The following is a 16,770-nucleotide window of genomic DNA, read 5'->3' on the forward strand; positions in this document are numbered from 1 at the left end:
GTTAATGTCTGGCAATCGCCACGCTTGGTCAATTCCTGCTTTTTGATGGGACAGTTCACCTTTTCTTATGTGACGCGGCGTTTTATCAGACCCCATGGCAAATCTGATCCAGACCTACGACTCCCTCGCCAATGCAGGCGAGATCACCCGAGACCCGGCGCAGGAGGCCTGCCTGCCCGCGCTCGAAGACATCCGCGCCCATCTGGACGCTGCCCCGGTGCGCAAACGTGGCATCTTGGGGGGGCTGTTTCATTCCAAACCCGAAGAGGTGCCGCAGGGGCTTTACCTTTGGGGCGGTGTTGGGCGCGGCAAGTCGATGTTGATGGATCTGTTCGTCGACAGTCTTGAAACCAGCGCAAAACGCCGCGTGCATTTTCATGCCTTCATGCAGGAAGTTCATGAAGGCATGGCGGCAGCGCGCAAGACCGGTGTGGATGACCCGCTGGAGCCCGTTGCAGCCAGCATCGCCGCAAATGTGAAACTCTTTGCCTTTGATGAAATGCAGATCACGGACATCACGGATGCCATGCTGGTCGGCCGCCTGTTCGAGAAGCTGTTTGAGGCAGGTGTCGTGGTTGTCACCACGTCGAACCGGCACCCGGATGAACTTTATAAGCACGGGTTGAACCGACAGCTTTTCCTGCCCTTCATCGCGCTTTTGAAGGATCAGATGGTGGTGCACGAGCTGGTCAGCCCCAATGACTACCGGCAAGACCGATTGTCAGGGGAACAGGTGTATTTCACCCCGGCCAACGCCGCGGCCCGCACTGCGATTGATGCGATCTGGAAGGACCTCTCTGGCGGAGAGGCCGAGCCGCTGACATTGACCGTGAAGGGGCGCGATGTGGTCCTGCCCGCTTATCGGAATGGCGCGGCAAGGGCAGGGTTTCACGACCTGTGCGGTGCCATGCTTGGACCGGGCGACTACTTGGCCGTCGCCAATGCGGTGAAGCTTTTGGTGCTGGAAGACATCCCGCGTCTGGGCCGGTCGAACTTCAACGAAGCGAAACGTTTCGTCACGCTGATTGATGCGCTCTACGAGGCGAAGGTCCGCCTGATCGCATCAGCCGCTGCTGCGCCCGAGATGCTCTATGTCGAAGGCGAGGGGTCGTTCGAGTTTGAACGCACAGCCAGCCGTCTGCGCGAGATGCAGGATAAGGATTGGGGCGACGCGGGCGCTTGAAAACGGGCGCTTCAAAACTAAGTGGGGCCGCCCGTTCAGCGACCCCTACCTGCCCGGTAACTTGTTTGCGCGCGTCAGACGTCGCTCAGCGCGGGAATGCTCAGGCGTTGGCCCACGCGAATCCGGTCAGGGCTGGGCAAGAAGCGGCGGTTGGCTTCGTAAATACGGGTAAACTCTGCCGCATCGCCATAAAACTTATGCGCAATGGCACCCAGGCTGTCGCCCTGCTGAACGGTGTAGAAGTTGTATTGCACGGTCTTGCCGGCTTCCTGCACAACCCGCACTTCCACGCCCGGGCCGCCGACCAGAGCTTGTGCCTCGGGGCGTTTGGGTTTGGCGCCTGACGCCGCGCGTGCCAACTGGCTGACCAAAGTGGCCGTGTCGACGCCTCCATCTTCCGTGGTCAGCGCCTTGGGGGCTTCGATCAGGCCGCGGTCAAAGGCTTCATCCAGAAGTGCGGTGATATAGGCGTCGGTTTGTCCTTCGTTCAGGGCTTGTGCGATCAGGCCCTGAAGGTTGGTGGCGGGGGCATCGCTTGCAGCGGTGCCAGATACCTGCCCCAAACCGGCCAGAACCGACGAGGTCAGGTCGCGCATGTCGCCATTTGCGGCCCCCCCGGACGCACCCGCGATGGACGTGTCTTGCGATGTGTCCGGTGTCGTCACGCCAAGCCCGGCCAGAACCGAATTGGTCATGTTCAGCATCGCTGGCGTTTCCGCCTTGGGCACGATGACAGGCTGCGCGGCTGCGGGTGCGACCTGCGCGGACAGCTGCGTCACCTCTGTCAATGTCGAGGCCGCCTGAGACGGCGCGGGCAATGCAACCTGTCGTGTGTCCTTCGCGCTCTGCCCCGGCTGCAACAAAACCAAAGCCGTCACGCCGAAAGTGAAGCCGCCAACGATCAGCGGAATGCGGTATGTGTCTTGGATCAGGCTCATGTGTTTGGTTTCTCCACGGTCAGGCCAAGAAGTATCCAGACCTGCATGCCGCCTCGGTAATATCCCAGTTTTTCAGCGGGGTAGCCGGCTGCGCGCAGGCTGTGGATCGCACGCAGGCTTTGTTCGCACCATGGGCCGTTGCAAAACAGAACAAGCTCAAGCGCGCCATCAAAGTCCCAGCCGTTTCCGGTGTTCACGGCGCCAAGCGCCTTCAGGATTTCGTCGCGATAGGGGTTTTTGGCATCGACGGTCGCGAATGGGACATTGACCGCGCCGGGAATGGTGCCTTTGGCAAACCATTCAGGCACGCGGCTGTCGATCAGAAGACCTGACCCGTCCGATGCTTTCGTTTTCAGAAATTCGATAACTTCCAGCTCGCCCAGTGTCGCCACGCCATCATCGGCTGCGATCGGTGCGATGCAGAAAGGAGGACAGGGGCGCGATGTTTTTGTGAACTCGGGCGAAAGCCGATTGTCTACGTCCTGATTTCGAGAGATCTCTTTCGTGGCTCCTCGGATCGAGAAGCTTGCGCTTTTCATTTCTGACGTGATGCCAACATCCTGCGCCGTCGCAGGAATGCTTGTGATCACAAGCGCCGCCAGGGCGCCCCCAAGCCACCTATACATGAGACCCCCCAGCCTTTATGTACTGCTCGACAGGTCTGTCCACTTGATGCGAACTTTGCCTGTAGAATGACCCATATATAGCGGCTAAATCATTATTTCGTCAACATTTTGCGCGAATCATTTGATGATTCGGTGGGGCTGGAAAAAACTGATTCTTTCCGGGGGGTTGAGTCGCATTGTTGATGTGCGGATTGCTTCGCCTGTGAAAAAAATTTTGTGATCACAATCGAGAATTGAGTGGTTTAGCCGTTTTCGCGCAGGATGTTCCCGGCCAGGTAGAGAGAGCCGCAAATCAGGATGCGCGCCTGAGGTTCGGCGGTGACCAACGCGGCCAGCGCCTGGGCGACGCTTGGTGCCTCCTGTGCGGTCAGGCCCACGGCGCGGGCGTGTTCAGCAGTCTCTTCGGCGGGCAGCGTGTTCATCTCGTCGGGGATGGAGACCGCCGTAAGGCTGTCAGCCACCTGCGCCAACGGGCGCAGGTATCCTGTGATGTCCTTGGTGTTCAGCATACCGCAAATCAGATGTGTCGGTCGCTTGGGAAGGTCGCCTAGCACTTTGGCCAGCGTTTCACCGGCGGCCGGGTTATGTCCGCCATCCAGCCACAGCTCTGCCGTGCCAGCCGCGTCAACCAGCGGCCCGGTTTTCAACCGCTGCATGCGCGCGGGCCAGGTGACGTCCCGCATGGCCGCCTCACAGGCGGCCTCGTCACATCCAAGCACCCGCAAAGCGGCGATGGCGGCGCCTGCATTCTCGATCTGGTGCGGGCCGATCAGGGCGGGCAGCGGCAGGTCGAGAAGCCCGTTTTCATCCTGAAAGATCAGTCGCCCGCGTTCTTCCCACATGTGCCAATGTTGGCCATATACGAAAAGCGGGCAGCCAAGTCGCGCAGCACGGGCCTCGATCACCTCGAGCGCCTCGTCAGGTTGCGGGCCAACCACGCAAGCCACGCCGCGCTTCAGGATGCCGGCTTTTTCGCCAGCGATCTCGGTCAGGGTTTCGCCAAGGAATTGCGTGTGGTCGATCGAAATGGGGGTGATCACGGTCAGTGCGGGCTTTTCGACCACATTGGTGGCGTCGAGCCGCCCGCCAAGCCCGGTTTCCAAAAGGGTGTAGTCCCCCGGCGTTTCGGCAAAGGCCATCAGGCCTGCGACCGTTGTGATCTCGAAATAGGTGATGTTCTCGCCGCCATTTGCCGCGTAACAGCGATCCAGCACCTCGGTCAGCGCCGCCTCGGAAATCAGCTTTCCAGCCAGCATGATGCGTTCATGGAACCGGGACAGATGTGGCGAGGTATAGGCGTGAACGCGTTGACCAGCGCCCTCGAGGCCCGCGCGCAGCATGGCCTGCGTCGAGCCCTTGCCATTTGTGCCTGCAAGGTGAATGACCGGGGGCAGGCGATCCTGCGGATTGTCCACAGCCGCCAACAGCCGCCAAACGCGGTCCAGTGTCAGGTCGATGATCTTCGGGTGCAAAGACATCATCCGTTCAAGGATGACGTCCGAGCTTGTGGCGCTCACGTTTCGTCAGCCTTTGGGCTTGGCGCTTTGTCGGCCTCGGCCTGCGCATCGGCCTTTTGCCCGGATGCGCTGTCGTCGGCGGTCTTGCCTGCGCCGTCAGCAGGTGCGTCTGCGGGTTTTGCCTCGGGTTTGGGCAGGTCGCCTTTCACCGCAGGCGGTTGGCCGGTCAGCATACGCAGGATGGTGACAAGTTCGTCTTTCATGTCCTTGCGGTGGGTGACCCGATCCAGCATGCCATGATCGCGCAGATATTCGGCGCGCTGGAAGCCTTCTGGCAGTTTCTCGCGGATGGTCTGTTCGATGACGCGGGGGCCTGCAAAACAGATCAGGGCGTTGGGCTCGGAAATCTGCACGTCACCCAGCATCGCGTAAGAGGCCGTCACTCCGCCGGTGGTCGGATGGGTCAGGACAACGATATAGGGCAGGTTTGCTTCTTTCAGCATCTGCACAGCCACGGTGGTGCGCGGCATTTGCATCAGTGACAGAATGCCTTCCTGCATGCGTGCGCCACCGGCTGCCGAAAACAGCACCAGAGGGCGTTTTTGGGCCACGGCGCGTTCAGCCGCGGCGATGATCGCGTTGCCGACATACATGCCCATGGACCCGCCCATGAAGCTGAAATCCTGTGCCGTGGCGACGATGGGGGTGCGGCCGATTTCGCCTTCGGCGACCAGCATCGCTTCGCGTTCGCCAGTGTTTTTGCGCGCGCCCTTCATGCGTTCGGGGTATTTCTTCTGATCCTTGAACTGCAGCGGATCATCGACGGGGGCAGGCACGTCGATCTCGGTGAAGATACCGCCATCAAACAGGGCCGCAAAACGGTCACGCGGAGTGATCGCCATATGGTGATCGCAATTGGTGCAGACATTCTGGTTTTCTGCAAATTCGCGGTGAAACAGCATCGTTCCGCATTCCGGGCACTTGGTCCAGAGGTTCTCGGGCACTTCGCGGCGCGAGAAAAGCGAGTTGATGCGGGGGCGGACGTAGTTCGAAATCCAGTTCATCGCCGTTCTTCCTTGATGCGTTTGGCCTTAGTTAGTCCGCCTTGGCGGTATTTGCAATTGGGGCTTTGCGTTGGGTCAACCGCCGCCAGACCAGATAGGCAATCACCACCAGCCCGGTTTGCACAAGGATCGAGTGCCCCATCACGGGGCTCATCGGGTCAACCTGCACAAGGAAAAGGGAAAAGCCTTCAAGGCTGCCGGTATTTCCAACCAGGACCAACGAGATGTTGTTGCCAAAGTGCAGCCCGGCAGCCGCTCCGATATTGCCCGTCTGTAGCGTGACCAATGCCAGAACGATGCCCACGACAGTTGTGTGGAGCACATAATAATAGGCATTTACCCCATAGGTGGTGGGGTCGAAATGCAGCAGTCCGAACAGGGCCGAGGGCAAGATCGCCCAAAGCCAGATCGTGCGGAACCGGGCGCGCAGTTGTTGCAGAAGGTATCCGCGGAAAACCAGTTCTTCGGCCATGATCTGCACGAAAACCAGCACACAGGCGGGCAGAAGCCACATTGCCCATGTCCCCACATCGCGCGCGGGGTCGATTTCTGACGGTGTGGGCAATTCTGGTGGCAGCAGCAATTCCTGCAGCTGTCCAAGGATCATCGCCAACACGACCACGCCAAGCGCGATGGCCACGCCGTTTGTGAAATGTCGCCAGCCGATATGGCGCGCCGGGCCGAACAAACTGCGAAAGCCGCGCTTGTGCAGAAGGCGAAGCGTCACCCAAAGCCCGGCGTGATATCCCAGAAAAGTCAGGAAAAACGCTGCGGCATCTGCAGGCGTATTGCCATCCACGACAACGGCCGGGTGGCGGCCCATGATTTTGCCCGCGACAAGGATGATGCCAAAGGTCGCTGCGAAAAAGCAGGCGTGGATCAGGGCAAGCCCGACCAGGCTGCGCCACAGCTCAATGCGGGGCAGGGCGGGGGTCCAGAAGTCATTTGGGCGGGTCATGTGCCACTCGTTTGCGGTTTGATCGCGCCATGATGGCAAGCGTGCGGACCCGCTGCAAGCTGGAAACAGGGGGAAGCTTGGCCCCCCGGCAACCTTGTTTTGGCTGGGATGGTCTTGTATCCGACTGGAAGCTTTCTGTGGAAGGCGTGTGTTGGGGGACATATGAGTGAGAATGTGATGGGGCGGAGAGTTGTTCAGGGTCGGTGGATTGCCTTGTGCTGCGTGACGGTGCTGGCAGGTTGTTTCGGTGGGGCCGAGCTGCCCAAGATAAACCCCGAAAAGGGCGCGCTTTTCTCAGGTAGCAAATCTGCAAGCAAGGACCTGATGCAGAAGGTGTCGGTCCTGTCAGGGCAGGCGGCTGTCACGGCTCCGAAAGGGTTTTGCGTGGACAAACCGGCCGTGCAGGATGGGGCAGGCGGTGCCTTTGTGCCTATGGGGGCCTGTTCGGCTTTGACCGGCAACCCAAATGACCCGACCCCCAAAACCCCGGCATTTCTGACCGTGGCCTTCCTGCCCATTGATGCCCAACAGGCTGGCCTGCCCGACGATCCGGCGGACCGTCTTGCAGTTGCGCGCGCGTATCTGGAGAGCGATGCGGGGCGCGCTGGTCTGAGCTGGTCCGGGTCAGCCGCCGATCTGTCCATCAGCTCTGTGCGCCTGGCCGGGGACGTGTTGCGGGTCAAGGTGCAGGATCGTTCCGCCGGGCTGCCAAGCGGGCTCAGCGAAACCTCGTGGCGGGCATTCTTTGAGCTGGGCGGCGCAGTGGTCACGGCGTCTGTCACCGGTGTGAAAGGGCACAAGCTGTCAAATGGTCAGGCAGAAGCCCTGCTAAAGCAGCTGGTATCTGACACGCGATCGGCCAATCCAAAAGCAAAATCAGGTGGTTCCGGGATCGGAAAGCTGTTTGGTCGTTTGCGTAATTGAAACTATTCGGTTTAAGAATGGAAACAATCACCGCAAGGCGGCGAATCTGAGCAGATCGGGAAAGACCCATGGCGCGCGGCGTAAATTCGATATCCAACCGCATCCTGCACCGCCGTTCGGTGCGGCGCTGGGAAAAGCTTGCGGCATTGGCTGATGGGCTGGACCTTGCGGCATTGCGTTTGCTGCGCGGGCGGGCGCGTCAACTGCGCCAGCATCTGGACAAGGTTTTGCATGTGGCAGAGGGTCGCCTGACCTTGCCGTTGATCGGATCAAATGCCTTTCAGAAGCCTCTTTATTCCGATTGGGCTTATCGGCCCGAAATGTGGCGCGGGCCGATGGGCACGCCGGGTCGTGCGGCGGTCGAAACCAAGTCTGAATTCGGTGAAGAGGTCACGGTGTTTCACGACTGCCGCATCTCGGAGCTGACTGTGCGCCAAGTGCGCAACACGCGCGAAAGCGATCTGGCGCCCTTCGGGTTGCGCATGGATGTGTTCCGGTTTGACGGTTCGTTCCTGTCACTGGTGATCGAGCTTCCAAGCTCGTCGGTCGATGGATTGAAGCGCAAGCATCTTGTGCGCATGACCACCGTGGTCGAGATGGAAAAACCACTGGAGATTTTTGCGCGACTGAATGTGCAGCATGGCCCCAATAAAGAACAGATCGTGCGTGAACTTCCGCTTGATCAGGACGAGGTCGTGGTCGAATTTGACCTTGCCTATACCAAGATGAACGAGAAACGCGTGGACCGCATGTGGGTCGATCTTGTGTTTGAAAACCCTGAAATGAGCCAGGTGATCCTGCGCGACGTGAATTTCAGCCGCCGGCCCCGCGCCGAGGTCTGACTGGAAAGGAAGCCCCATGGCGATGCAACTGATCAAAACGCGCATTCAGGCCGGCATCTGGGAAGGTGTGCTGACCAGCGATGCCGACAAAGGCGCCCCGAACATCGAGGTCGCACATCTGGGGCAGGTTCTTGATGGGGTCGAGCTGCGCGAAGATGCGACACATCCCGGCCGTTTCACGGTTTCGGTGCCGATCCCGGTTGAACAGCTTTACGACGGGGTGCAGACCTTTGTGATTTCCGATGCCGCCAGCGGGGAGCGGCTGGACAGCTTCTCGATCGTCACCGGGCAGCCTCTGGATGAAGACATCCGTGCCGAGGTGGACCTTCTGCGCGCCGAGCTGGATATGCTGAAAAGCGCGTTTCGCCGTCACTGCCTAGAGACCACATGACCACCGCGCCGCTTTTGGTCAGTGCCTGTCTGATGGGGCAGGCGGTGCGCTATGACGGCGGCGCAAAGACTTTTCTGAACAACCATCTCAGTCGTTGGCAGGCCGCAGGGCGCCTGTTGCCGCTTTGCCCGGAGCTGGCAGGCGGTTTGCCCGTGCCGCGCAACCCGGCCGAGATCGCGCCGGGGCATGACGGTGCCGATGTTGTCGCCGCGCGGGCGCGGATTGTTGACCTGCAGGGGCAGGATGTCACAGCCCCCTTTGTTCTGGGCGCAAGGCAGGTGCTTGCGCAGGCGTTGCGGGCGGGGTGTCGTCATGCGCTGCTGACCGAAGCCAGCCCCTCTTGCGGATCATCTGTGCTTTATAGTGGGCACCATGATGGCACGACGCGCGCGGGGTTCGGAGTGCTCACTGCGTTGTTGCGTCAGGAGGGCATCGCGGTTTACGCGCCCGATCAGATTGACGAACTGGCCATGGATTTCGATGCCGCGGATCATGAGGTTACGCAGCGTTTCAAGTGACATCACTTTACGCGCGCGTCAATGTCGGTGGGCAACGGCAGCCAAAGGACCGACCATGACACGCTACCCGCATCTTCTTGCCCCGCTGGATCTGGGCTTCACCACCTTGAAAAATCGCGTGCTGATGGGGTCCATGCATACAGGGTTGGAAGAACGTGGCGACTGGTCGCGCGTGGCAGAGTTTTACGCAGCCCGTGCGCGCGGCGGGGCAGCGTTGATTGTGACGGGCGGTATGGCCCCCAACGCCGAAGGTGGCGTTTTCCCCGGCGCGGCAGGTCTGTTTTCGGATGAAGACATCGCCAATCACCGCTCGGTGACCACGCGGGTGCACGAGGAAGGCGGCAAGATCGCGATGCAGATCCTGCATGCGGGCCGCTATGCCTACGGTCCTGATTGTGTATCGGCCAGCCCGGTAAAGTCCCCGATTTCTCCTTTTCCGCCGAAAGAGCTGGATGAAGCGGGCATTCAGAAACAGATCGCCGATTTCGCCACCGCAGCGGCCCGCGCCAAAGAGGCGGGCTATGATGGGGTCGAGGTCATGGGCTCGGAAGGTTATTTCCTGAACCAATTCCTTGTCACCCACACCAACAAGCGTGAAGACGGCTGGGGCGGATCATATGAAAACCGCATGCGCCTGCCGATTGCCGTGGTGAAGGCCGTGCGCGAGGCCGTCGGGCCGGAGTTCATCATCATCTATCGCCTCTCGATGATCGACCTTGTGCCCAATGGCTCGAGCTTCGACGAGGTGGTGCAACTGGCCAAGGAGATCGAAAAGGCCGGTGCCACGATCATCAACACCGGCATCGGCTGGCACGAAGCGCGCATTCCGACGATTGCCACGTCCGTGCCGCGCGCAGCCTTTACCTGGGTCACGAAAAAGCTGATGGGGCAGGTGTCCATCCCGGTGATCACCTCGAACCGTATAAACATGCCCGACGTGGGCGAAGAGGTGCTGGCAGGGGGCGCGGCCGACATGGTCTCCATGGCGCGGCCTTTCCTGGCGGACCCGGATTTCGTGGTGAAAGCGGCCGAGGATCGCGCAGGCGACATCGCGCCCTGTATTGCCTGTAACCAAGCCTGTCTGGATCACACGTTCAGCGGCAAAATCTCGTCCTGTCTGGTCAATCCGCGCGCCTGTTTTGAAACAGAGCTGAGCTACGACATGACCGACACGCCGAAATCCATCGCCATCGTCGGGGCTGGGCCTGCGGGGCTGGCTTCCGCGCTTGTGGCGGATGAACGCGGTCACAAGGTCACCCTGTTTGATCGCGCCGATGAGGTTGGCGGGCAGCTGAACATGGCCAAGAAAATTCCCGGCAAAGAAGAATTCATCGGGCTGGTGGATTGGTATGACCGCGCGGTTGCTGCATCGGACATTGACCTGCAGCTGGGCCGCGAGGTCTCTGCCGATGACCTGACCGGGTTTGACGAGGTGATCATCGCCACGGGTGTGACCCCGCGCGATCCGGGCATTGAGGGGCAGGATGGCGACAACGTGCTGTCTTATATCGACGTGCTGCGCCACGATGCGCCTGTCGGGGACCGCGTTGCTGTGATCGGTGCCGGGGGCATTGGTTTTGACATCGCTGAGTTTCTGACACAGGCCGGTGAAAGCCCGACCGAGAACCTTGAAGAGTGGCTTCATGAATGGGGGGTTGCCGACCCGGCCGAGAGACGCGGCGGCCTGTCGCCCGACGGCCCGCAGCCCGAAGCCCCCGCCCGCCAGGTCACGCTGATGCAGCGAAAAGCCAAGGCGCTGGGCAAGGGCTTGGGCAAGACCACCGGTTGGATCCACCGTGCGACCCTGAAGATGAAAGGGGTCGAGATGCTGGGCGGTGTGAGTTACGAACGCATCACCTCCGAGGGCTTGATGGTCTCTACCGGAGAAGCGCGCGAAAACCCGCGCGTGATCGAGGTCGACAACGTGATCCTTTGCGCGGGCCAGGTTCCGGATCGCTCTCTGGCTGATCAACTTGCTGAAAAAGGTATCACCGCGCATGTGATCGGGGGGGCGGATGTGGCGGCAGAGCTTGACGCCAAGCGTGCCATTGACCAAGGATCACGACTGGCGGCCTCTCTTTGAACAGAAGGGGCCTGGCGGAGGTCCCATGCTGTTTTTGTCTGTCTTCATCGGGCTTCTGCCCAGCTTCCTTCTGGTGGGGCTGGGAGGCGTGGTGCGCAAGCGCCTGTCAGAAAATGCATGGCAAGGGCTGGATCGGCTGAATTTCGAAATCCTCTTTCCTGCCTTGCTCTTCGTCGCCGCCGCGTCGCGCCCGATTGAACCGGCCAAGGTTGTGATCATGGCCCCCGCCGTCTGGACCGTGCTTCTAGCCGGGCTGGCGCTGGGGTGGGCCGCGCGACGTGCAGGCCCTGCACGGTTTCTGGATTTTGCGGGGGCTTGGCAGGTCAGCTGGCGGTTCAACACCGCGCTGGGCCTTGTGGCCGTGTCCCTTCTGTCGCGCGGCGGGGCTGGGGAAATGGCGGTGGCAGTGGGCATGGGCGTGCCCGTGGCGAACTTGTTTGCCGTCACTGCCCTGTCGCGCGGTGGCACGTTGGGGCTGGGTCAGACCCTTGCCAAGATCGCCCTGAACCCCTTTCTGCTGGCAAGCCTTGCGGGTGTGACCTTCGGCTTGATGGGCTGGGCCTTGCCCCGGGCAGTGATGGCCCCGATCGAGATGCTGGCCCGCGCCGCCATTCCCATCGCGCTTCTATCCATTGGGGCCACGATGAATTGGGGCGCTTTGGCCCGGCTGAACCGGTTTAGCGGCGCAATCTGCGCAATTAAGCTACTTGGATTGCCTGCGGTCGCTTTGGGCCTTGGTCTTGCGTTCCAGCTGGACCCGGCCATCGCTGCGACTTTGGTTGTCTTCGCGGCCCTGCCCACGGCGTCGGCTGCGCATGTGCTGGCCTCGGCCTTCGGGGCGGATCGCCAATTGGTTGCAACGCTGATCGCCCAAACGACCCTGATATCAGCCCTGACCTTGCCCCTTTGGATTTCGATCGCCGAGGCCGTTTTCAACGCGCCATGACCCATCGCGCCCTGTTTCCATGCCCCGAACGATCCGCCTAATTACCCCGGTATTGTCTGCCTCTCTTCACAGTCTCGCCCCATTTGCCCGCGATACAATTCGTAGTTGGGGCCAAGATTGTAGAAAGAAAAGACGCATGGATCGTTTGACTGAAATGGAAGCCTTCGCCACCGTGGTGGATCAGGGCGGCTTCACGGATGCTGCCAAGAAGATGGGGATTTCCAAATCCGCTGTCTCGAAACATGTTTCGAGCCTCGAGGCCCGTCTGGGCGCCCGTCTTCTGAACCGGACCACACGCCGCGTGAGTCCGACCGAGATCGGTCTGGCCTATTACGACCGCGCCCGCCGCGTGTTGAACGACGCAGGCGAAGCGGATGCGCTGGTGACGTCGATGCAATCAGCCCCTTCGGGCATGTTGCGCATTTCGGTTGCGACGGATTTCGGCGTCAATCACCTGAGCCCCGTTCTGGGAGAGTTCCTGCAGGACTTCCCCGATGTAAACGTGAACATGGAATTGGCGAACCGCTATGTCGAGCTGATTTCCGAAGGGTTCGATATGGCCATTCGTGTGGGCGAGCTGGAAGACAGTTCCTTGCGGGCCCGTAAAATTGCCCAGACCACACGCCGCATGGTGGGCAGCCCGGAATATTTTGAAAAATACGGTCGTCCGACACGGATTGACGATCTGAACGAACACAAGCTTCTGCATTATTCCAGCCAAAGCACTGGTAATGTGTGGAAAATCCCCGCCCCTTCGGGCGAGCTGCGCCAAGTGCGGTCGGCCGGGTGGCTGAGCGTGAATGACGGGCAGTCGCTTTTGAATGCGGCCATCTCGGGACTTGGCATCGCTTACCTGCCCAGCTTCCTCTACGCAGATGCGTTGGAACAGGGCTTGGTCGAAGACGCGATCCCCGACCTGCCGCAAGATCGCCAGGGCATTTACGCGGTCTACCCGCCGGGCCGTTTTACCCAGCCCAAGGTGCGTGCCTTCATTGACTTTCTTGTCCATGCCTTTGCCGACAAAGGCCCGGACAGCTGGTAACCCAGCGACCGAGTTTTCCCGCCTGACATCCATGGGAACCACTGACGCGGCAAGGGCTGGCCCCTTCGCCGCGTTTTTTTATTCCGTACTGATCAGAACCGCCTCGACCCGCCGGTTGGCGTCGCGTCCTTCTGTGGTCAAATTGGCCGCGCGGGGGGCCAAATAGCCAATCCCCTCGGCGGAAAGCTGATCCGGTTTCACGCCATATTGTTCGATCAGACGAATGCGCACAGCGTTTGCGCGTTTTTGGGACAGGGCAACATTGCCCTCAAGCCCTCCTTGCGCATCCGTATGCCCAACCAGCGCCACCTGACGCGTTGGGTGATCGGTCAGATAGCGCGCCAGTTCAGCCAGCGACGGGCTGTCGCCTTCGGCCAGTGTCGCCGATCCGGTGGCAAAACTCAGACCGCTGAGCACGGCATGGCCTGCGCTGTCCAGCTGCGCTTGTAGTGGGCCGGATGGGGGGATGATTGTGGGCGTTGTGACGGGAGTTGCGCCGGTGTCGACATTGGTCGCGGCCGCGTCGGCAGGTGCCACCAAGGTAAGTTCGACATAAGCATCAGCCTGCGCCCGGCTGACCAACACGCTGGCGTGCTGGTCGCCGTTTGAGGCGCTGAGATAGTGATAGTCGCCAAGGTCGACGAACATCTCGGGTGCCTTGAAATGGCCAACAGCAAAGCGAAAGTCGAACCCACCGCAGGACACGGATTGGCATTGCAGCAATGGCTCGAAGCCGTCATCGGTCAGCTGGCGGCGCAAATCCTGCAAAATCTGAAAGCTGGTGCGGCTGTCACCGGACAGTTTCCATGCTTGCCGGGTGATGCGGCCTTCGACGGTGCGCCTTGGCACCGCGCTGCCATCAAAGCGCGCGCGCGCCAGGTCGGTTTGCCCGATCTGCACGTCTTCGGCCTGTTTGATGGCGCCTGCGGGCAGGCTGAGTGCGCCTGCTGCGATTGGAAACAGAAGGGCCGATGCCACAACAAGGCCTGAGACCCGCAACGCGTTACCTGTTTTGCCCATGATATTCGTCATTTGGTTTCATTCCGACCGCAGAGGCCATGCGATTGGACATCGAGAAAAAACCGACCGTCGCGGCAATGTCCCAGATGTCGCGATCCGTGAACCCCACGGCGCGCAAGGCGTCGCGATCTTCTTCGGTGGTCTCGGACGAGGCCTTGGTGATGCGTTCGGCGAAGTGCAACATGGCGTGCTGGCGCGGGTCCAGCTCTGCGGCGCGCCAGTTCATGACCATCGCCTCGCCCAGTTTTGGATTGCCGGATAATTCGCGCACGGCCGCCCCATGGGCCACCTGACAATACCAGCAGGAATTGATCGAACTGACCACCACGGCGATCATCTCGCGTTCCAGTTTCGACAGGCCGCTTTCGCCCAGCATCAGCTCGTTATACATCGCCATGAAGGGGCGCAGCTTTTCCATGTCGAAGGCATAGGCTTTCAGCACGTTGGGCACGAGGCCAAGCTTTTCATCGCAGATGTCGAAATATTTCTGAATATCCTCGGGCAGAGGATCAACCATCGGCAGGTTCAGTTCGGTCACTTTGCTGTCTGTCATGCCTTCATCCTTGAGCTTTTTTGGTGCGATAGTGGTAGTGCCCAACAAGGTGCATGCCCAGATTTGCATAAAGCGGATTGGCTGCATGGTTGCCTTGGGTCACGATCAGTGACAAGTATTTCGCACCCTTTTCCTCGGCCCATTTCGCAGCCTGTTTCAACAGGTTTTGCCCGGTGCCCTGACGACGCAGTTTCGGGTCGACATGGATGGCATGCGCCATGGCGATATCGTCATGAATGCCGACGAAAGCCACGCCAGCCGGGGTGTCATCTGTGCGGGCAAGAATGGCGGTTTTCTCGCAGTCGGCGCGCTCCATCACGGCGCGGCGGTCCTTGTGAATGTCGCCGGCCTCCCACAGTTCGGTCATGATCGACAGCATCGGCCAGATGGCAAAAGCGGACACCGGGGGCAGGGGATCGCGGGTCAGTTCCGCGACCGGGATGACCCAGAAATTCACCGGGTCCACCACGTCATAGCCATGTTGCTCCAGCATGTCGTCCAGATGCTCGTCGCCCGCGCGAATCTGGAACAAGGGATCCATATTCAGTTTCTTCATGGCCTGTTCGGCGGCGGGCAGATCGGCTTCGGTTGTGGGCCAGTTTTCGGTCGCAGCCGAAACCCGTTTGCCGCCACCCGCACCGTCGCGAATGACCCAGGCTCCAACCCGGTGGATTTCGGCGGGTGGCCATGTGGCTTCGCATGCTTCGATCAGGTCGTCTGTGGTGGGCAGGTCGTGTTTCATGGGGTCTCCGCAAACAGTGTTTCAAGGGCATGGACGGCGGCATCTATCTGCGCTGCATCCGTGCCCCGGATGACGATATTGGCGCCATAGGCACCGTTTTCGATAAAGGGGTACGAACCGAAGCTAAGGTTGTCGTGGTCCTCGGCCAGTTTTGCCAGAGGCCCCGCAATGTCACCTTCGCCCCGGTCAATACGCACGCTTTGTGACAAAAGCGGCGCGCCCCCGGTCAGGCCGGGCAGAACGCTTTCGACCATCGCTTTGAAGACCGATGGGACACCGGCCATAACATGCACGTTTTCCAGCGTGAACCCGGGGGCAACCGAGACCGGGTTGTCGATCAGCGTGGCACGGTCCGGGATGCGGGCCATGCGCTGGCGGGCGGCATTAAACTCGCGCCCCGAGGCCGCGTAATGCGCCGCCAGCAGATCACGCGCATCGGCACGAATGTCGATGTGATCGTCAAAGGCGCGCGCGATGCAGTCTGCCGTGATGTCATCATGGGTCGGTCCGATGCCGCCCGAGGTGAACACGTGGTCATGCGCTGCCGCCAATGCCTTAACGGCGGCGACAATGGCGGGCGCGTCATCGGACACCACACGCACTTCGCGCAGATCAATGCCCGCCTCGGTCAAGCGGCCCGCCAGGTAATGCATGTTTGCATCACGGGTGCGGCCCGAGAGGATCTCGTCTCCGATCACCAACATGGAAGCTGTCGGGTTAGGCATCGCTTGTTCCTTTCCTTATTCCGGTATAGGCCCGGGGCATGGAATTTCCCAGCCCTCTTGTGCCTGCAACGCTTATTCGACGCTACAAACGGTTTCTTGCCGATTGCCGGTTGCCCGATGGGCGCGAGATCACCGCCCATTGTGCCAATCCGGGCTCGATGATGGGGCTTTGCGACCCCGGCATGAAGGTTTGGCTGGAACCCAATGACGACCCGAAAAAGAAGCTCGATTACGGCTGGCGGCTGGTGGAACACGCGGATGGGCATTTCACCGGCGTGGATACCTCGGTGCCAAATCGCGCGCTGAAAGCGGCGCTTCAAGCGCATGAGGTGCCGGGCCTGCCCGCCTATGACACGCTGCGCGCCGAGGTGAAATACGGCGAGAAGAGCCGCGTTGATTTCCTGCTGGAAGGCATGGGCCTCACCTATGTCGAGGTGAAATCCGTGACGCTTTCCCGCCAGCCCGGTCTGGCCGAATTTCCCGACAGCGTGACCGCGCGTGGCACCAAGCATCTGGGGGAGCTCGCAAATATGGTGCGAGAGGGCCACGCAGCCGTGATGCTCTATCTGGTACAGCGCACCGATTGTGACCGCTTTGATCTGGCGCGCGACATTGACCCCGCCTATGGCGCTGCTTTTGATGAGGCCCGTGCTGCCGGGGTTGGCGTTGTGGTTCTGGGCACGCATATCAGCCCCGATGGCATCACGGTAGCCGACCCTCTGGTGTCTTTGGCCTGAACCGCCTATCTAGGGGCAAGG

The 16,770-nt window shown here is 60.6% G+C and carries 18 protein-coding genes; 9 read left to right on the plus strand and 9 right to left on the minus strand.

From position 1 onward, the window contains the following. The first annotated feature begins 94 nt into the window (after positions 1-94). On the plus strand, positions 95-1,183 hold the full coding sequence (gene zapE / locus ACRY08_RS12765) for a cell division protein ZapE (RefSeq protein ID WP_432450336.1): 1,089 nt from the start codon (positions 95-97) through the stop codon (positions 1,181-1,183). A 74-nt stretch (positions 1,184-1,257) separates the two neighbouring features. Here zapE and ACRY08_RS12770 read toward each other — a convergent pair whose 3' ends face one another. The 5 genes from ACRY08_RS12770 to ACRY08_RS12790 all read right to left on the minus strand — a co-directional run bounded on the left by ACRY08_RS12770 (position 1,258) and on the right by ACRY08_RS12790 (position 6,226). After that, positions 1,258-2,121, minus strand: coding sequence for a LysM peptidoglycan-binding domain-containing protein (locus ACRY08_RS12770; protein WP_432450337.1), 864 nt, complete (start codon positions 2,119-2,121; stop codon positions 1,258-1,260). Further along, complete coding sequence (locus tag ACRY08_RS12775; protein ID WP_432450338.1) at positions 2,118-2,747, minus strand: rhodanese-like domain-containing protein; 630 nt, start codon at positions 2,745-2,747, stop codon at positions 2,118-2,120. The genes ACRY08_RS12770 and ACRY08_RS12775 overlap by 4 nt, the downstream gene beginning before the upstream one ends. Positions 2,748-2,989: 242 nt before the next feature. Next, the gene (locus tag ACRY08_RS12780) at positions 2,990-4,228 is read right to left on the minus strand and encodes a bifunctional folylpolyglutamate synthase/dihydrofolate synthase (RefSeq protein WP_432450614.1); all 1,239 of its coding nucleotides are present in this window, start codon (positions 4,226-4,228) and stop codon (positions 2,990-2,992) included. A 32-nt stretch (positions 4,229-4,260) separates the two neighbouring features. Next, positions 4,261-5,268 carry an acetyl-CoA carboxylase, carboxyltransferase subunit beta gene (gene accD / locus ACRY08_RS12785; RefSeq protein WP_432450339.1) on the minus strand — a complete coding sequence of 336 codons (1,008 nt, stop codon included), beginning with the start codon at positions 5,266-5,268 and terminating at the stop codon, positions 4,261-4,263. Positions 5,269-5,299: 31 nt separating this feature from the next. Further along, positions 5,300-6,226 carry a CPBP family intramembrane glutamic endopeptidase gene (locus ACRY08_RS12790; RefSeq protein WP_432450340.1) on the minus strand — a complete coding sequence of 309 codons (927 nt, stop codon included), beginning with the start codon at positions 6,224-6,226 and terminating at the stop codon, positions 5,300-5,302. 162 nt (positions 6,227-6,388) lie between these two features. Between ACRY08_RS12790 and ACRY08_RS12795 the strand changes: the two genes are divergently transcribed. The 7 genes from ACRY08_RS12795 (at position 6,389) to ACRY08_RS12825 (ending at position 12,972) form a co-directional block, all read left to right on the plus strand. Next, positions 6,389-7,150: a hypothetical protein gene (locus ACRY08_RS12795; RefSeq protein WP_432450341.1), complete on the plus strand. Its 762-nt coding sequence runs from the start codon at positions 6,389-6,391 to the stop codon at positions 7,148-7,150. A 68-nt stretch (positions 7,151-7,218) separates the two neighbouring features. After that, on the plus strand, positions 7,219-7,992 hold the full coding sequence (locus tag ACRY08_RS12800) for a DUF6478 family protein (RefSeq protein WP_432450342.1): 774 nt from the start codon (positions 7,219-7,221) through the stop codon (positions 7,990-7,992). A gap of 16 nt (positions 7,993-8,008) precedes the next feature. Further along, on the plus strand, positions 8,009-8,383 hold the full coding sequence (locus ACRY08_RS12805) for a hypothetical protein (RefSeq protein ID WP_432450343.1): 375 nt from the start codon (positions 8,009-8,011) through the stop codon (positions 8,381-8,383). Then, entirely contained in the window at positions 8,380-8,901 is a 522-nt protein-coding gene (locus tag ACRY08_RS12810; protein ID WP_432450344.1) for a DUF523 domain-containing protein, read from the plus strand. The genes ACRY08_RS12805 and ACRY08_RS12810 overlap by 4 nt, the downstream gene beginning before the upstream one ends. 55 nt (positions 8,902-8,956) lie before the next feature. Further along, a complete protein-coding gene (locus ACRY08_RS12815; RefSeq protein WP_432450345.1) occupies positions 8,957-10,984 on the plus strand; it encodes an FAD-dependent oxidoreductase in 2,028 nt (675 codons plus the stop codon). A 25-nt stretch (positions 10,985-11,009) separates the two neighbouring features. Continuing rightward, a complete protein-coding gene (locus tag ACRY08_RS12820; RefSeq protein WP_432450346.1) occupies positions 11,010-11,930 on the plus strand; it encodes an AEC family transporter in 921 nt (306 codons plus the stop codon). Between the two features lie 136 nt (positions 11,931-12,066). Continuing rightward, positions 12,067-12,972, plus strand: coding sequence for a LysR family transcriptional regulator (locus ACRY08_RS12825; protein ID WP_432450347.1), 906 nt, complete (start codon positions 12,067-12,069; stop codon positions 12,970-12,972). Positions 12,973-13,050: 78 nt separating this feature from the next. On the opposite strand, the gene ACRY08_RS12830 is transcribed toward ACRY08_RS12825, so the two are convergent. From ACRY08_RS12830 to ACRY08_RS12845, 4 genes are read right to left on the minus strand one after another with little or no spacing between them, the layout of a single operon-like run. Continuing rightward, the gene (locus ACRY08_RS12830) at positions 13,051-14,004 is read right to left on the minus strand and encodes an OmpA family protein (RefSeq protein ID WP_432450348.1); all 954 of its coding nucleotides are present in this window, start codon (positions 14,002-14,004) and stop codon (positions 13,051-13,053) included. Next, the gene (locus ACRY08_RS12835; protein WP_432450349.1) at positions 13,976-14,545 is read right to left on the minus strand and encodes a peroxidase-related enzyme; all 570 of its coding nucleotides are present in this window, start codon (positions 14,543-14,545) and stop codon (positions 13,976-13,978) included. Before ACRY08_RS12835 ends, ACRY08_RS12830 begins: the two co-directional genes overlap by 29 nt. A gap of 4 nt (positions 14,546-14,549) precedes the next feature. Continuing rightward, positions 14,550-15,287, minus strand: a complete 738-nt coding sequence (locus ACRY08_RS12840) for a GNAT family N-acetyltransferase (RefSeq protein ID WP_432450350.1) — start codon at positions 15,285-15,287, stop codon at positions 14,550-14,552. Beyond that, entirely contained in the window at positions 15,284-16,012 is a 729-nt protein-coding gene (locus ACRY08_RS12845; RefSeq protein WP_432450351.1) for a competence/damage-inducible protein A, read from the minus strand. Before ACRY08_RS12845 ends, ACRY08_RS12840 begins: the two co-directional genes overlap by 4 nt. A gap of 38 nt (positions 16,013-16,050) precedes the next feature. Here ACRY08_RS12845 and sfsA point away from each other — a divergent pair, with 38 nt between their 5' ends. After that, positions 16,051-16,749, plus strand: a complete 699-nt coding sequence (gene sfsA / locus ACRY08_RS12850) for a DNA/RNA nuclease SfsA (protein ID WP_432450352.1) — start codon at positions 16,051-16,053, stop codon at positions 16,747-16,749. The last annotated feature ends 21 nt before the right edge of the window (positions 16,750-16,770 follow it).

The organism is Aliiroseovarius marinus (assembly GCF_050881025.1).
Taxonomy (GTDB): Bacteria; Pseudomonadota; Alphaproteobacteria; order Rhodobacterales; family Rhodobacteraceae; genus Aliiroseovarius; species Aliiroseovarius marinus_A.

Excerpts from the sequence above, each read along its gene's own strand:
- zapE (WP_432450336.1), top strand. The coding sequence starts at position 95 with ATGGCAAATCTGATCCAGACCTACGACTCCCTCGCCAATGCAGGCGAG.
- ACRY08_RS12770 (WP_432450337.1), bottom strand. The coding sequence starts at position 2,121 with ATGAGCCTGATCCAAGACACATACCGCATTCCGCTGATCGTTGGCGGC.
- ACRY08_RS12775 (WP_432450338.1), bottom strand. The coding sequence starts at position 2,747 with ATGTATAGGTGGCTTGGGGGCGCCCTGGCGGCGCTTGTGATCACAAGC.
- ACRY08_RS12780 (WP_432450614.1), bottom strand. The coding sequence starts at position 4,228 with ATGATGTCTTTGCACCCGAAGATCATCGACCTGACACTGGACCGCGTT.
- accD (WP_432450339.1), bottom strand. The coding sequence starts at position 5,268 with ATGAACTGGATTTCGAACTACGTCCGCCCCCGCATCAACTCGCTTTTC.
- ACRY08_RS12790 (WP_432450340.1), bottom strand. The coding sequence starts at position 6,226 with ATGACCCGCCCAAATGACTTCTGGACCCCCGCCCTGCCCCGCATTGAG.
- ACRY08_RS12795 (WP_432450341.1), top strand. The coding sequence starts at position 6,389 with ATGAGTGAGAATGTGATGGGGCGGAGAGTTGTTCAGGGTCGGTGGATT.
- ACRY08_RS12800 (WP_432450342.1), top strand. The coding sequence starts at position 7,219 with ATGGCGCGCGGCGTAAATTCGATATCCAACCGCATCCTGCACCGCCGT.
- ACRY08_RS12805 (WP_432450343.1), top strand. The coding sequence starts at position 8,009 with ATGGCGATGCAACTGATCAAAACGCGCATTCAGGCCGGCATCTGGGAA.
- ACRY08_RS12810 (WP_432450344.1), top strand. The coding sequence starts at position 8,380 with ATGACCACCGCGCCGCTTTTGGTCAGTGCCTGTCTGATGGGGCAGGCG.
- ACRY08_RS12815 (WP_432450345.1), top strand. The coding sequence starts at position 8,957 with ATGACACGCTACCCGCATCTTCTTGCCCCGCTGGATCTGGGCTTCACC.
- ACRY08_RS12820 (WP_432450346.1), top strand. The coding sequence starts at position 11,010 with ATGCTGTTTTTGTCTGTCTTCATCGGGCTTCTGCCCAGCTTCCTTCTG.
- ACRY08_RS12825 (WP_432450347.1), top strand. The coding sequence starts at position 12,067 with ATGGATCGTTTGACTGAAATGGAAGCCTTCGCCACCGTGGTGGATCAG.
- ACRY08_RS12830 (WP_432450348.1), bottom strand. The coding sequence starts at position 14,004 with ATGACGAATATCATGGGCAAAACAGGTAACGCGTTGCGGGTCTCAGGC.
- ACRY08_RS12835 (WP_432450349.1), bottom strand. The coding sequence starts at position 14,545 with ATGACAGACAGCAAAGTGACCGAACTGAACCTGCCGATGGTTGATCCT.
- ACRY08_RS12840 (WP_432450350.1), bottom strand. The coding sequence starts at position 15,287 with ATGAAACACGACCTGCCCACCACAGACGACCTGATCGAAGCATGCGAA.
- ACRY08_RS12845 (WP_432450351.1), bottom strand. The coding sequence starts at position 16,012 with ATGCCTAACCCGACAGCTTCCATGTTGGTGATCGGAGACGAGATCCTC.
- sfsA (WP_432450352.1), top strand. The coding sequence starts at position 16,051 with ATGGAATTTCCCAGCCCTCTTGTGCCTGCAACGCTTATTCGACGCTAC.